Source organism: Caballeronia sp. dw_19, assembly GCF_018449515.1.
In the GTDB taxonomy this organism is placed as follows: domain Bacteria; phylum Pseudomonadota; class Gammaproteobacteria; order Burkholderiales; family Burkholderiaceae; genus Caballeronia.
Genome location: NZ_JAAVUQ010000006.1, coordinates 102,866 through 117,301 on the forward strand (window position 1 = coordinate 102,866; position 14,436 = coordinate 117,301).

Consider the following 14,436-nt stretch of genomic DNA (forward strand, 5'->3'; position numbering starts at 1 on the left):
TCCCGCCGTATTGCAACATCGAAGCTTCCACTGAATGCAGGCTCCGATGCGTTTAAGCCGAGTATGACGGGTATTTTATATTTTACTAAGGAGGCTATCATCCAGAGAAAGGCCGCCGTCACGGACTAGGCAGACGGTCAGATGTTCGGGAACGGCGCAGGTGAGTGACAGGCAAAAGCCGGCCTGAAGGAGGCGTGGAACTGACGCGCTCAAATCGACGACAATCGCACCTCCGCAGACTCGCCCGCTCTAACAACATCTCAACCGGCATACGCCAGGGGCCGCCTTTAAATCCACTGGTCGTTCTCGACAGTACGCTCGCCCTTCGCGCCATCGCCCGTGTTCACCACGCCTCTCGGCTCAATCAGCAGCATCTTCACTTCTGCGTTGGCACGGGGCCTATGCTCGATGCCCTTCGGCACCACGGCCATCTGACCGGCGCGCAGGACGATCGTATCGTCGCCCGAAGGCCCCCCGCGAACGTCGATACGCAACTCGCCTTCGAGCACAACAAACGTTTCGTCGGTATCGGCATGCCGGTGCCACGGGAACTCGCCTTCGACCTTCACGACCTTGAACTGATAGTCGTTCATTTCAGCGACGACGCGCGGTTGCCAGTGCTTATTGATCTGCGCGATCTTGCCCGCCAGGTCGATGGTCTGACACTGGCCGCGCTCGGCGGGCGTAGTGGTGGGGTTCGAGGATTGGGACATCGTTCTCTCCGTTGAAGGGGCAATAAAGGGCCAATAAAGGGCCAATGCGTCGAGGATACGCATGCTCCTTGCGGCCGTATTGAACGATCGTGGGTGTTTTAGCCGCGCTGGACACCGCCGGCGACACGGAGCCAGCGCCCCGGCGTCAGTCCGAATGTGGTCGAGAAGTGTCGCGTCATGTGGCTCTGGTCAGCAAAACCCGCAGCCGCCGCGGCCTGAGCGAGCGAGGTGCCAGCGAGCAGCATGCGGCGCACTGCATCTAGGCGCCGCATTGTCAGATAACGGTATGGGCTCGTGCCATAGAACGTGCGAAAGTCGTGCGAGAGGCTCCAGCGATCGCGGCCCGTCGCCGCTTCGAGTTCGTCAAGCGTAACGACGCGCGCGCAGTTCGCGTGCAGATAGTCGCGTGCGCGCCGCGCCGCGAGGAAGTCGCCTTTCGAGCGTCGTACGGGTGTGCCGGCAACGGCGGCAAGCGCGTGCGCCAGTTCGGCGAGCGCGTCGCCCTGTTCGAGCGGTTCGAGCGTATAACCCACGTGTTGCAGCAATCTCGCAGTGGCCGCCGCAAGGCGCGGATCGGTCGTCACGCCACCCTCCAGGAACGGCAGCGCGCGTCCGCCGAGGACTTCCTGAAAGAGCGCCGGTTCAATGTAGATCATCCGGTACTGGAACCCTTCGTCGGTGCCCGCCTGACCGTCGTGAGCCTCATCGGGGTGCAGCACGATCGTGTTGCCGGGCAGGCTGTTTCGCTGGCTGCGCCGATAGCTGAAACTCTGGACGCCGGCGAGCGTGCGGCCAATCGCATAGGTATCGTGGCGATGCATGGCATACGCCTTGCCGTGAAACCACGCTTCGATGCGCTCGACACCTTCTATGGGCTCGGCGCGCCGCACCCAGTCGGGACATGAGACGTGTGCTTGTCGGTTCATGATGTAAGGCCCTGGATGGCCTGAGGCTGCCTGAGGTGTCGCGCTGCGGCACGGGCGCTCAGGCGCGGTACGGTGCGCAGCCGCTACCCGAACTGGTTTAAGGTCGGAAACGCACAGCCCATACGCGGCAAGTGTCTGAGCGATGCCCTACTTGCTCAGACCTTCCATGAACTGGACGGTCTCATAGCCCTGCACGAGCTTTTCGAAGCCGCGCACGACATCTGCTTCCATCTCTATCACTCCCCTGTCACCCTGAAAATTTGAGCGAACGGCCGAATTGAACCGGTTGTTGAAGTAGTCGCTCACCTCCTTGATGCGCTCAGATGTTGCCGCATTGGTGTAGAGAACAGACTTTGGCGACGCAGCATCGTAGAACAGGTTGTGCTTCCACTTCGGGACAAACGTATCAGGTTTCGTCTCGGTGATAAGAAATGAACCCACCACCTGAAGCTTGCCCTTCATGCCTTTGGGGGTCACGAAAGTCCAAACTTTTCGAGGGAGCCGCTGCTTCAATTCTTCCAGCTTGTCACCCTCTGAACCCAGCGTTCCTACGCGCCCTTCTTTCATATCCGACGCGTAGTTCTTCCAATAGTAAAAAATATCCACAACTACCCTACCTGTAGGTTGACGAGAGCTATCTTTTCTTCAAGTTCACGCGAGTCCACGCGCTCGCCCGAAGTAATCCAAGGCCAAGGCGCAGGCATGTCCACACCTGGCCGATGCCGCCAATCGTCGCGTTTTGCGTACGCGCGACCGCCTCGTGCGTCGCGGTCGAGTTCCGTGAGGAGGCATTGTCGGCCGTAGGGGAAATACGGCACGGCCTGACCGTTCGCAAAGCTGTCTTTTTGCGTGCTTGCCCTTCGATCGTTCATCACAAATCTTCACTGCACACTCGTCTGGAGCATGCGGCGCAAAGACGGGCTCAATCGTCGCCGGCTTTCGTCATACGCCTTCGACGAGAACAGCGCGATAGCGCGCCCCCTTGAAGCGGTGCTGCGCGACGTCCTGATAGGCCGGACTGTCATACCACGCCCGGGCGGCGGCCGTGGACGGAAATTCCACGATCACGACGCCCTCCGGCGCGTCACCCTCGAGCACCTGCTGAGGTCCGTAGGCGGCAAGAATCTTGACCGGATGACCTTTGAAGGTCTCCCCGACCTTGCTTTGATAGATGTCGAGTTCGCCCTGATCCTGCGTGCTTTCTCGTGTGAAGACAATATAAGTCGCCATGGCGTGCGCTCCTGCAGCGGTAAGAAGGTGCACACGATGATGCCACGAAACCGCAGGCGCATCCGGTACGCTGTCCGCGCAGGTGTCGGGTCATCACGTGAACGGAGAACCACCCGATCCTCGTACGCGGGCATTCGCGAGGCGATGGTACCCGTAAAATCAGGTTTTTGCAGGGCGATGTACCGCCCGGGAAAGTGTCCGAACCATCCCGGTATCGAAGCGAAATGCGAAGGCCAGCCATAACCTCGCCGCTGCGAAGGCGCCGCGATTATGAGTCAGCGGCTGGAGCGATCGAACCGCTCTACCGGTATCAGCAATGGCACCGGTCACAGAATTCCGAACTGCTCACGCTGCTGACTCGTACTGTCGTTCTCCTGGGTCTTTCCGATCTATTTCAGTCCGAACCCGAGCGTCCGCAAGGCGCTCACGAGCCGATCACGCCCGGATAGCGCCTCGGGACCCCGCATGCGGCTTGAGGCCTGCGCGGTCCAGTCCAGTTCAGGCAACTGCTGCAGGCGCTGGAACGCGTTCATCGATGCATCATAGTCCGCCAGCGCTTCAACGGATTCCTGCTGATAGCGCTCCAGATGCATGATCACGCGCTGAGGCAAGCGCGGCTTGATGTCCGTCTTGACCGCGGGGTCCGGATAGCCGATGGTCAGCCCGAACACCGCAAACGCTTCGGGCGGCAACCCCAATTCCGCTGCAACGTCCTCCGGCTTGTTGCGCATGCCCCCGATATAGCAGCAGCCCAGGCCCAGCGATTCGAGCGCCACGACCGCATTTTGCGCCGCGAAAGCCGCATCGGCCACCGCGACAAGGAAAGCTTCGAGATAGTCGAGACCACCAGCATTCGTCCCGCCAGCATCGGAGATACGGCGCAGACGCGACAGGTCCGCGATAAACACCAGCAGCAGGGGCGCCGCCGCCACGTGCTTCTGATTGCCCGCGCAAACGGAAAGGCGCTGCTTGCGGGCGGCATCGCGTACGGCCACCACGCTCCACGCCTGCAGGTTCGACGAACTGGCCGCGGACTGTGCCGCAGCCAGGACCGTCTGAAGAACATCGGCCGGCAGCGGCTGGTCCGAATAGGCACGCACCGACCGGTGGCTCAGCAAGGTTTCGATCACATCGCTAACGGGCGTATCCGTCGCATTGGGCGTCGGCAACCACGAAGCGCCGTAGCGGTCGCGTAGCAGCGCATGCAGAGTTCCGGCGTCCGGTACGTCATCGCTCGTCGTAATGGGCTCAGTAATAGACTCAGTAATCGGCTCACTCATGTTCAGCCTTTCTCGTCAAAAGTTCGGTGGTGGGAACAATCACAGCAGGCGACGATATCACCATCGCGCCACCGCAGCAGACGCAGCGCGCAGGTCTGCCCTCTTATGAATCAGGCTCGCGCTTGCGGGAACCGCTGCTAACAGCCCTCGGCGCTCGTCAGCCCGACGGGACAACCCAATGCCACCACAAGGGGCGGCTATTTCTGCGCGGTCAGCTTGTCCTGCGTGTTGGTTTCGAAGTCGGCGGCGTCATGGCGCTCATGCAATTGACTTGAAAGCTCCCCAAATACGCGGTTAACCATGCGTCCACGCCGCGCGGCCGGGCGTTCCCCGATCGCATCCGCCCAGCGTTGAACATGCTTGTAGTCCTGCACCGCCAGAAACTCGGCCGCCCCGTAAAGCCAGCCCTTTGCCAAGCCACCATACCAGGGCCAGACGGCCATGTCGGCGATGGTGTACTCACTGCCCGCCAGGTATTCGTTGACCGCGAGTTGCTTGTCGAGCACGTCGAGCTGACGCTTCGTTTCCATCGCGAACCGGTCGATCGCATATTCGATCTTCGTCGGGGCGTAGGCATAGAAATGGCCGAAGCCTCCGCCCAGATAGGGTGCGCTTCCCATCTGCCAGAACAGCCATGACAGGCACTCGGCGCGCGCGCCGGCCTCGGTCGGCAGAAAAGCCCCGAATTTTTCGGCAAGGTATAGCAGAATCGCGCCGGACTCGAAGACCCGGATCGGCTTCGGGCCGCTGCGATCCAGCAGCGCGGGAATCTTGGAATTCGGATTCACCGCCACGAAGCCGCTACCGAACTGTTCACCCTCGCCGATCTTGATCAACCAGGCGTCGTACTCCGCGCCGCTGTGCCCGAGCGCCAACAGTTCCTCAAGCATCACCGTGACCTTCACGCCGTTCGGTGTTGCCAACGAGTAGAGCTGGAGAGGATGGCGGCCAACGGGCAGGTCTTTGTCGTGCGTCGGCCCCGCGATCGGGCGGTTGATGTTCGCGAAGCGGCCGCCGCTATCCTTGTTCCAGGTCCAAACTTTCGGCGGCTCGTAATCGGACGAATTGCTCATGCTCAATGCTCCTAGCGTCATGGATGATAGGTATCTCGATGCGAGATTAACAAATTGACGAGAGATGTGCCCGCCACGCCCTGCCGCCAGGGTGCGTACGATCGCCAAAGGACCGACGAATTGCGCTCCCGGAACCCATCGGCCAATCGCTGGCCGATTTTGCTCATCGGCAGCATAACCAGTGCCAGGCATATCGATCTCGTTGGCGCTTGGGTCCTTACTGCGACAAAACCTCCTTTCCGCCCATGCGCCTTTTACCAGCGTTATTCAACATGAGGAGGTGTTTCAAAAGAATGAAACGGCACGGGGCTAGGCAATGTCCACTCCAGACCTTCGGCACCGTCCCACGGCTTCGCGTCGGCCCGTACCTGCCCGGTCCCTCGGTAGGTAGGCAACGCTACCCAGAACAGGAAGTAGACCTGCAAAAGACCGAAACCGAATGCACCGATCGTCGCGATCTGGTTGAAGTCCGTGAACTGCGCGGGGTAGTCGGCATAGCGTCGCGGCATGCCGGCCAGTCCCAGGAAATGCATCGGAAAGAACGTGACGTTGAAGAAGATCATCGATCCCCAGAAATGAATCTTCCCGCGCAGTTCGTTATACATGTAGCCGGTCCATTTCGGCACCCAGTAGTACCAGCCGGCAAAGATACTAAAGAGCGAACCCGCCACCATCACATAGTGAAAGTGCGCAATGATGTAGTAGGTGCCATGCAAGGCCACATTCAACGGCGCCATGGCGAGCGTCACGCCGGTCAGTCCCCCTACGACAAACACAAAGATAAACCCCATCGCAAAGAGCATGGGCGTTTCGAAGGTGAGCGAACCGCGCCACATCGTTGCGATCCAGTTGAACACCTTCACGCCAGTCGGGACAGCGATCGTCATGGTTGCGTACATGAAGAACAGTTGGCCGGTCACGGGCATGCCCGTCACGAACATATGATGCGCCCAGACCATGAAGGAGAGAATGCCGATGGATGATGTGGCATACACCATCGAGGCATAGCCGAACAACGGCTTGCGGGAGAACGCCGGAATCACTTGAGACACCATCCCGAAGCCCGGCAGGATCATGACGTAGACCTCGGGGTGACCGAAGAACCAGAAAATGTGCTGGTACAGGACCGGATCGCCGCCGCCCGCCGCGTTGAAAAACGACGTGCCGAAGTGCCGGTCAAACAGCAGCATGGTCACCGCGCCAGCCAGCACGGGCATGATTGCGATCAGCAAAAACGCGGTAATGAGCCATGTCCACGCGAACATCGGCATCTTCATCAAGGTCATGCCGGGCGCACGCATGTTGAGGATCGTTACGATGATATTGATTGCGCCCATGATCGAGGACGCGCCGGCCAGATGAATGGCGAAGATCGACAGGTCCATCCCGGGTCCCATCTGCGTGGAAAGCGGCGCATACATGGTCCACCCTGCGGCCGGCGCGCCGCCGGGTACCCAGAACGAGCCGATCAACAACACGCTGGACACAGGCAGGAGCCAGAAGCTCAAATTGTTCATCCGGGCGAACGCCATGTCGGATGCCCCGATCTGCAGCGGAATCATCCAGTTGGCGAGGCCGACGAAAGCGGGCATGACCGCCCCGAAGATCATGATGAGCCCATGCTCGGTCGACAACTGGTTGAAGAACTCCGGCCGCATGATCTGGAGACCGGGCTCGAATAATTCCGCGCGAATCATCAGCGCCATCACACCACCGATCATCAGGTTGGTGATCGAGAGCAGGAGATATAGCGTGCCAATGTCCTTGTGATTGGTCGCGAATAACCATCGACGCCAACCGACGGGAATATCGTGAGAATCGTGGTGTTCAACAACGGTATCGGAGGTCATATCACTCATTTTTATTCATGATCCAGAGTTGGCTAAACAATCGGGAGTGCTTTGCAAATAGACGCTGAACCCGACTATTCGTGTTGATTTGAATGTTGGCGCTAGCGACCAAGCAACGCTGCACAAGCGACGAGCGCATCGCTGCCGGAAAGACGGCGAGAGAGTTCCGGGGGAATGACAAGCGGCAAGCGCAGCGTCGCATTCACCCATCCGATCCGGTGCGCGAGCCACTTCGCCGGGAGAGGATTCGTGTCGGCTTTGAACGTGAGCGTTGGCCCTTCCCCTGTTGTCGACGCAACCACGATCGCGCTCGTACCCGCGTCCACATGGCGATCGATGAGCCGTTCGAGTGCGGGGAAATCGATCTTCTCATCGGCGGTCATCGGCGTGAGCAACGCCACGATTGATCCCTGCAACAATGACGCGTCTGTCATGGCAATTGCTCCGCCCGCGTAATCTGATTCGATGCCTCAACGCGCTCCCACCGGATACAGCGTGCGAGACGCCGGATGCCCTCGCCAATCTGCTCGACCGATGCACTGGCAAACGACAACCGCAAACGCGTGCGCTCTGGATGCCCGGCGTAAAACGGTGCGCCGGGCACGTAAGCCACGCCGTGCTCATCTATCGCGTTGCGCAGCATGGCCGTTGTGTCCACAAACGGAAGATCGGCCCAATAGAACATGCCGCCCTCGGGATGCATCGCATTGAATGGCGTACCGCTCAGTTCCGCCTTGATCGCGCGCTGCATTGCGCGGGCCTGATTTTCATAGAAGCGCCGCATGCGGCTGAGCGAAGGCTCGAGCGACCCCGCATTCAGGTAGTGGAAGGCAACAAGTTGCGACAGAGTCGAGGCGTGGGTGTCGCCCAGTTGCTTCGCGACGACCACATGGCGCAAGAGTTCCGATGGCGCTGAGAGCCATGCGAGCCGAAGCCCGGGCGCAAGTATTTTCGAAAAGCTCGCCAGATGAACTACCCATTGACGCTCTTCGTCATTGGCCAGCGCAAATAGCGACGGCGGAGGGGGTTCATGGAAATAAAGCTCCCCGTAGGCATCGTCTTCGACAATGAAAAAACGGTGAGTCTTCGCCAGCGCCAGCACCTGCTTGCGGCGCCGTAAAGACATCACATAGCCCGTCGGATTGGCAAAGTTCGGAATCAGATACAGCAACTTTGGCCGATGCCGCACGAGCATCGCTTCCAATTCGTCCACCCTCACCCCTTCGTGATCGGTCAGCACGGGCAGCACGTCAGCGCCTTGAAACTGGAAGGCTTGCAGCGCGCCCAGATAGGTCGGTGCCTCAACCACTACCCGGTCACCGGGATCTATCAGCACGCGTGTGATCAGATCGATCGCCTGTTGAGACCCCGTGGTAATGAGAAGATCCGATGCGTCGAGCTTCATGCCCTTCGTCTTCGCACGCTGGGCAATCAATTCCCTGAGCGGCTCATACCCTTCGCTATTGCCATACTGAAACGCAGTCGCAAGCGACGAGATAAGTGCACGCTCGGTGGCGCCGCGCAGCCCGTTCAGATCGAGTGCGGCGGGGCTTGGGAAACCGCCGGCGAGCGAAATGACATCGGGTCTGGACAACAACGAAAACAACTCGCGAATAGCCGATGGTTGAACGCGACGGGTCGCACTCGCATACGATGAAGTTTCGATAGTCAATTCGAGCTAGCTTCCAATAACCGCGTACAAAATGATTGGGGACGGCGGACAATCAGCCACAATGGCGTCACGCGACGACGCTTTCCTTCTGATACGAAGCATAAGAAAATGGCAGGCATTGCCATAGCAGCAGATGACGATTTTTTAACGAAGCAGTTGGGTGGTGTAGGAACAAGCGCAGGAACAAACGCAGGGACATTGAGAGCCGATGAACAGATACGAAATACTGGCCAACGCAATGGCGGCTGAAATTCGCTCGGGCAGCATCGCGGTCGGCTCGCGCATGCCCTCGCTGCGCCAGATCATCGCGCAACACGGCGTGAGTCAATCCACGGTGTTTCGTGCGTACTACCTGCTTGAGGAATGGGGCCTGGTGCGCGCGCAGGAACGCTCCGGTTATTACGTGGCGCCCGGCGCGAGTGTCACCGCCGCACGAACGCCTCGTACGGCGGCCCTTGCCGAATCGCGCAAGGTCGACATCAGTGACCTGGTGTTTTCCGTGCTGGACGCGGCAAAAACGCCGGGCATCGTGCCGCTGGGTTCCGCCTTCCCTTCCCCTCTTCTTTTCCCGCTACCGCGTCTTGCGAAGTCGCTCGCACAAGCCTCGCGGCTGCTCAGCCCGTGGAGCACCGTGGTCGATTTGCCACCGGGCAATGAACACCTGCGCCGCCAGATCGCCATGCGTTACATGGGCATGGGTATATCGCAGCCCATCGAGGAGATCGTCATTACCAACGGCGCGCTGGAGGCATTGAACCTGTGCCTGATGGCGGTCACCCGGCCTGGCGACGTGGTCGCCGTCGAGTCTCCCGGTTTCTACGCCGCGCTTCAGGCCATTGAACGGCTGGACTTGCGGGCCGTCGAAATTCCGGTCGATCCGGTGACCGGCCTCGATCTCGACGCACTCGCCGACGCCTTGAAGAAGCATCCAATCCGCGCGTGCTGGTTCATGACGAACTTTCAAAACCCGACCGGGGTGACGCTCTCGCTTGAGAAGAAAAAGGCCCTCGTCGAATTGCTCGCGCAGCACGAAGTACCGTTGATCGAAGACGACGTCTACGGCGAGTTGCACTTTCAGCCCGAGTATCCGTTGCCGGCATTGGCGTTCGATAAACACGGACTCGTGATGCACTGCAGTTCGTTTTCGAAGACGCTCGCGCCGGGGTACAGAATCGGGTGGACATCGGCAGGACGGTTCACCGACAAAGTCCAGCGGCTGAAATTGATGACGACGCTGTCGGCCAGCATTCCGGTACAGGCCGGTATGGCCGACTATCTTCAGCATGGGGGCTACGACAAGCACCTTCGAAAATTGCGCGCCGCATTGAGCCAGCAACTCGGGGAAATGGATAACGCTATCCGGCGCTGGCTACCCCTCGGGGTGCGTCGCACGCATCCGAGCGGCGGGTATTTTCTCTGGCTCGAACTTCCCGAAGCGATCGACGCAATGGAACTGCACCGCCTTGCAATCGAACAAGGCATCAGTCTTGCCCCGGGCCCGATCTTTTCTGCCACGCACGCATTCGAGCATTATGTGCGGCTTAACTTTGGTCATCCGTGGAGTCCCAGGATCGACGACGCTATTCGCGTACTGGGCGAGTTACTTGCGCGGCCGTCGGTGCGTGCCAAATTGTGAGGCTGCTCTAGCCGGCGGAAACCAGAAGTGGTCTGTTGCAGTCAAAAAACTCAGTGCGCCACGGCTGTCGCAAGCCGTGCAAGACAGAATAGAATCGCACCAAAACCCCCAGCCAGTCCGATTGCCACCACCGGTAGCAATGGCAGTTTTATCGCCGCTATATCGGCTTGATGCGACGCCCCTTTGCGGACGCCAAAAAAGCTCCACAGTACGATTCTCAGCATTCTCAGAAAAGTCATGACTCACCTCTCGCTGTTGATCAACGGCAAAACATTTTCATTGATTCCATCATAGAGGGGTCGAGGCGCGGGAAACAGCAGCAGTTGGGCGAAGTTTTATGGCAGCAGTCAAATTAATCCGATCTTCGAAATTCATTCCCGCCGCGATCTGCTGCCCTGTATCCGGCGCCATCTGCTTCTTGTACCGGGCGCGTGACTCCCTTACCTTGAGGCACGGCCCTGGGTCAGGGCGATTTACGTAAAGGCCGGCTCATGAGCACCCCTGTTGCTCCTCGCGCTGCCACTGAAAACCACTGAAAACCACTGAAAACATCAACGCGGTCCCATCGGCTCCAATCGACTGGGTCGCAAGATCGTCCTGACAATGTACCAATACACCGATTTCGACAGAACCTTCGTGCGCGGTCGAGCTGCGCAATTCCGCGACCAGATCGAGCGGTGGCAGACCGGCAAGCTGAGTGAAGATGATTTCCGTCCCCTGCGCCTGCAGAACGGCTGGTATGTCCAGCGCCATGCGCCGATGTTGCGCGTGGCCGTGCCGTACGGCGAATTATCAAGCGGCCAGCTTCGCGTGCTCGCCCGGGTAGCCCGTGAGTACGATGAACCCGAAGCGGAGGTATATCGGCTCGCATCAGAGGCGCAACGAAAGCTCGGCACCGTTCGTCTGCCCACCCACTACGCTCATTTCACCACGCGCACGAATGTCCAGTTCAACTGGATCCCGCTGTCAAAGGCGGCCGACGTGATGGACCTCCTGGCAAGCGTGGACATGCACGGCATCCAGACCAGCGGCAATTGCATCCGCAATATCTCTTGCGATGAACGGGCAGGCGTTGCACCCGATGAGGTCGCCGATCCCCGGCCCTTTGCGGAAATCATGCGCCAATGGACGACGCTGCACCCTGAATTCGCATTCCTGCCGCGCAAGTTCAAGATCGCCATTACCGGCGCGATCGAAGACCGTGCTGCCACGGACTGGCACGACGTAGGCCTCCATTTACTGCGCAACGATGCAGGGGAATTGGGCTTTCGTATTTCAGTCGGAGGCGGCATGGGCCGCACGCCTGTCATTGGAACCGTGCTGCGTGAGTTCCTGCCGTGGAACCAGATCATGAATTACATCGAGGCGGTCGTGCGCGTCTACAACCGGTATGGCCGTCGCGACAACAAGTACAAGGCACGCATCAAGATTCTGGTGAAGGCCGAGGGCCAGCGTTATATCGATGATGTGGAGGAGGAATTTCGCCAGATCGTGGAACACGATGGCGGCCCGCATACCATCCCGCAAGGCGAATTAGACCGCGTAAGCGCGTCCTTTCTGCCGCCGACACTGCCAGAGCGGTTCGTGGAACGCGTGCATGCCAGATCCGGGGACGCTCTTGATACGCTAAAGGAAAAAGCCGCACAACACCCGCTGTTTGAACGCTGGCTGCAGCGTAACGTCGCCCTGCATAAAGACCCGTCGATGCGCATCGTCACGCTCTCGTTCAAGCGGCTGCTTCAGGCGCCAGGCGACGCCTCGGCGGATCAACTCGAACTGGTGGCGGGACTCTGCGATCGCTTTTCCGCAGGCGAAGCGCGGGTCACGCATACGCAGAACCTCGTGCTCCCGTGGGTCCATGTCGACGACCTGTTCGCGCTTTGGGAAGCAGCACGCAACGCGGGACTGGCAAGCGCGAATGTGCATCTGCTCACCGACATGATCGCCTGTCCCGGGGGCGACTTTTGCGCCTTGGCGAACGCACGCTCAATCCCGGTCGCCGAAGCAATCACCGAGCGTTATCAGGATCTCGACGAACTCAATGACATCGGCCCAATCGATCTTCATATCAGTGGCTGCATCAACTCGTGCGGTCATCATCATAGCGGCCATATCGGTATTCTCGGCGTCGATAAGGACGGCAAGGAATGGTATCAGGTCACGCTCGGCGGATCGGACGGCTCAGCCACGAGCGGTGCCGCGCAACCGGGCAAAGTGATCGGGCCGTCTTTTTCAGCGCCGGAAGTGCCCGAAGTCATCGAGTCGGTCCTGACGACCTACCTGGCCATCAGGCAAAGCGCCGGCATAAGGCAAGAGCACTTCATCGAGACGGTAAGGCGCGTTGGACTCGATCCCTTCAAGGCGGCCGCAAACAATGTGCGCACGAGCGGGGAGCGAGTCGCATGACGGATACCGCGCACATCAGGCTTCTTACAACGCTAGAGCATTCGCTGGACTCAGGCCAACGGGTTGTATCGCTCGCCAATGACGAAGATCCCTTGACGTTGAAAGGCCGACTTGACGGGGTCGGACGTATCGAACTGCACTTCCCTCACTTCACCGACGGGCGTGCTTATAGCCAGGCGTATCTGCTTCGCCGCCGGCTCGGTTTCAAAGGTGATGTGAGAGCGACCGGCGATGTCCTGATCGACCAGCTCATTCAGATGGAACGCACGGGGTTCTCCAGCGCGGTATTGAAAGAAGGCGTGGATCCCGCCGACGCCCAGCGTCAATTCGAGCGGTTCCCTGCGTTCTACCAAAGTGATGTCTTGAATGAAACGACGGCACTTCGTCGTAATGCTCAGGAAAACTAAAGCAAGCGAGGCCGCGCGATCAAACTGCAGTCGCGTTTCCTGCGTGATGCGCGCGGGCCGACCGTTTGCACGGACACGCCCGGTTCCTGCGCAATCTTCGTATTGGATTGGCTCTCATGAGCCAATCACGCAATGCTCGCCCGCATCACGTCTCGCTGTGCGGCTGTCTTCCGTCCTGTCAGTCATGGCAGTTCTTGTCTTTCCCTGGAAGCCGAGATGTCTGAGCATTCAGGCCACGGCAAGAGCTGGCATCGAATCGCCGGAGGGTATTAGAGCCATTGCTTGAGGAGCGCCAGATCGACATTGCCGCCGGAGACAATGCATACGATCGGCCCGGGCAGCGTTACCTTGCCGGCATGTGCGAGCAACCCGGCAACCGCGGCGGCGCCAGCCGGTTCCGGCATTAGCTTGCAGCGTTGCATCAGTAACTTCATCGCATCGATGATCTGATCGTCCTCCACCAGCACGACGTCAGTGAAGCGCCGGCGCACCAGCTCGAAACAGGCTACGCCGGCACTCGGAGCCGCGAGGCCATCGGCTATCGTGCGCACCGTCGGTAGTCGGACCGCGCTGCCAGTCTTCAGGCTTTCGTACATCGCCGGCGCGCCCGTGGGTTCGACACCAATGAGGGCCGCATTGTGCTCAAGCGCCAGCGCCGCTTTCGCGAGACCGCCCGCCATCCCCCCGCCACCAATGCCAACGAAGATCCCGGCAACATCTGGAACAGCTTCGAAAATCTCGCAGCCGAGGGACGCGTGCCCGGTCATCAGCACGTCGTCATCATAAGACGAGATATAGCTCAACCCGCGCGCAGCGGCGACGTCAAGACAATGCTGGGCAGCTTCCTGCGGGGTGCCGTGCAGGATAACCTCTGCTCCGTATTCCCTGGTTGCATGCACCTTGGTCGGATTCGCCATCGCGGCCATCACGACAACCGTCCGGATGCCGAGGATCGACCCTGCATAAGCCAATCCTTGCGCCGCGTTGCCGGCAGAAAACGTAATGACACCCGCAGCGCGCTGCTCGTCCGACAGCGACATGAGCGCCCACAGCATGCCGCGTGGCTTGTACGATCCGGTCTTCTGGAAGAGTTCGGCCTTGAGGTAGATGTCGCGTCCCGCTAGCCGGGAAAGGGCCTGGGAATGCCATAGCGGCGTCTGGTGTATGTACGGGGCAATGGCCGTCCTTGCCTTCATAATCTCGTCAATCGAAAGCATGAAATGGTTCTCCTTGGTTAAGGTCA

General features: G+C 59.6%; 14 protein-coding genes. 3 read left to right on the forward strand and 11 right to left on the reverse strand.

The genetic code is table 11. The features are described from left to right. Nucleotides 1–287: 287 nt before the first annotated feature. The 9 genes from HB376_RS10690 to HB376_RS10730 form a co-directional block, all read right to left on the reverse strand. Nucleotides 288–713 (reverse strand): cupin domain-containing protein, encoded by a 426-nt coding sequence (locus HB376_RS10690; protein WP_213763629.1) that lies wholly within the window; start codon nt 711–713, stop codon nt 288–290. Between the two features lie 98 nt (nt 714–811). Further along, nucleotides 812–1,639: an AraC family transcriptional regulator gene (locus tag HB376_RS10695; RefSeq protein ID WP_213763630.1), complete on the reverse strand. Its 828-nt coding sequence runs from the start codon at nt 1,637–1,639 to the stop codon at nt 812–814. A gap of 147 nt (nt 1,640–1,786) precedes the next feature. Then, complete coding sequence (locus HB376_RS10700; RefSeq protein ID WP_218627224.1) at nt 1,787–2,206, reverse strand: hypothetical protein; 420 nt, start codon at nt 2,204–2,206, stop codon at nt 1,787–1,789. 375 nt (nt 2,207–2,581) lie between these two features. Continuing rightward, nucleotides 2,582–2,869, reverse strand: coding sequence for a DUF1330 domain-containing protein (locus tag HB376_RS10705; protein ID WP_213763632.1), 288 nt, complete (start codon nt 2,867–2,869; stop codon nt 2,582–2,584). A 389-nt stretch (nt 2,870–3,258) separates the two neighbouring features. After that, nucleotides 3,259–4,149, reverse strand: coding sequence for an NADPH-dependent oxidoreductase (locus HB376_RS10710; protein WP_213763633.1), 891 nt, complete (start codon nt 4,147–4,149; stop codon nt 3,259–3,261). A 197-nt stretch (nt 4,150–4,346) separates the two neighbouring features. Further along, nucleotides 4,347–5,222 (reverse strand): glutathione-dependent disulfide-bond oxidoreductase, encoded by an 876-nt coding sequence (gene yghU / locus HB376_RS10715; RefSeq protein ID WP_213763634.1) that lies wholly within the window; start codon nt 5,220–5,222, stop codon nt 4,347–4,349. A gap of 263 nt (nt 5,223–5,485) precedes the next feature. After that, nucleotides 5,486–7,081, reverse strand: coding sequence for a cytochrome c oxidase subunit I (gene ctaD / locus HB376_RS10720; protein WP_213763635.1), 1,596 nt, complete (start codon nt 7,079–7,081; stop codon nt 5,486–5,488). Between the two features lie 92 nt (nt 7,082–7,173). Further along, nucleotides 7,174–7,506 (reverse strand): dihydrodipicolinate synthase family protein, encoded by a 333-nt coding sequence (locus HB376_RS10725; protein ID WP_213763636.1) that lies wholly within the window; start codon nt 7,504–7,506, stop codon nt 7,174–7,176. Then, the gene (locus tag HB376_RS10730; protein ID WP_218627225.1) at nt 7,503–8,744 is read right to left on the reverse strand and encodes a PLP-dependent aminotransferase family protein; all 1,242 of its coding nucleotides are present in this window, start codon (nt 8,742–8,744) and stop codon (nt 7,503–7,505) included. Before HB376_RS10730 ends, HB376_RS10725 begins: the two co-directional genes overlap by 4 nt. Before the next feature lie 208 nt (nt 8,745–8,952). Here HB376_RS10730 and HB376_RS10735 point away from each other — a divergent pair, with 208 nt between their 5' ends. After that, nucleotides 8,953–10,380, forward strand: a complete 1,428-nt coding sequence (locus tag HB376_RS10735; protein ID WP_213763637.1) for a PLP-dependent aminotransferase family protein — start codon at nt 8,953–8,955, stop codon at nt 10,378–10,380. A gap of 50 nt (nt 10,381–10,430) precedes the next feature. On the opposite strand, the gene HB376_RS10740 is transcribed toward HB376_RS10735, so the two are convergent. Then, complete coding sequence (locus tag HB376_RS10740) at nt 10,431–10,619, reverse strand: DUF2970 domain-containing protein (RefSeq protein WP_213763638.1); 189 nt, start codon at nt 10,617–10,619, stop codon at nt 10,431–10,433. A 364-nt stretch (nt 10,620–10,983) separates the two neighbouring features. Between HB376_RS10740 and HB376_RS10745 the strand changes: the two genes are divergently transcribed. Together HB376_RS10745 and HB376_RS10750 are read left to right on the forward strand one after the other, a co-directional pair. Continuing rightward, nucleotides 10,984–12,786, forward strand: a complete 1,803-nt coding sequence (locus HB376_RS10745; protein ID WP_213763639.1) for a nitrite/sulfite reductase — start codon at nt 10,984–10,986, stop codon at nt 12,784–12,786. Beyond that, nucleotides 12,783–13,193, forward strand: a complete 411-nt coding sequence (locus HB376_RS10750; RefSeq protein ID WP_213763640.1) for a DUF934 domain-containing protein — start codon at nt 12,783–12,785, stop codon at nt 13,191–13,193. The genes HB376_RS10745 and HB376_RS10750 overlap by 4 nt, the downstream gene beginning before the upstream one ends. Nucleotides 13,194–13,462: 269 nt before the next feature. Here HB376_RS10750 and HB376_RS10755 read toward each other — a convergent pair whose 3' ends face one another. Further along, the gene (locus HB376_RS10755; protein ID WP_213763641.1) at nt 13,463–14,410 is read right to left on the reverse strand and encodes a threonine/serine dehydratase; all 948 of its coding nucleotides are present in this window, start codon (nt 14,408–14,410) and stop codon (nt 13,463–13,465) included. Between the last annotated feature and the right edge of the window lie 26 nt (nt 14,411–14,436).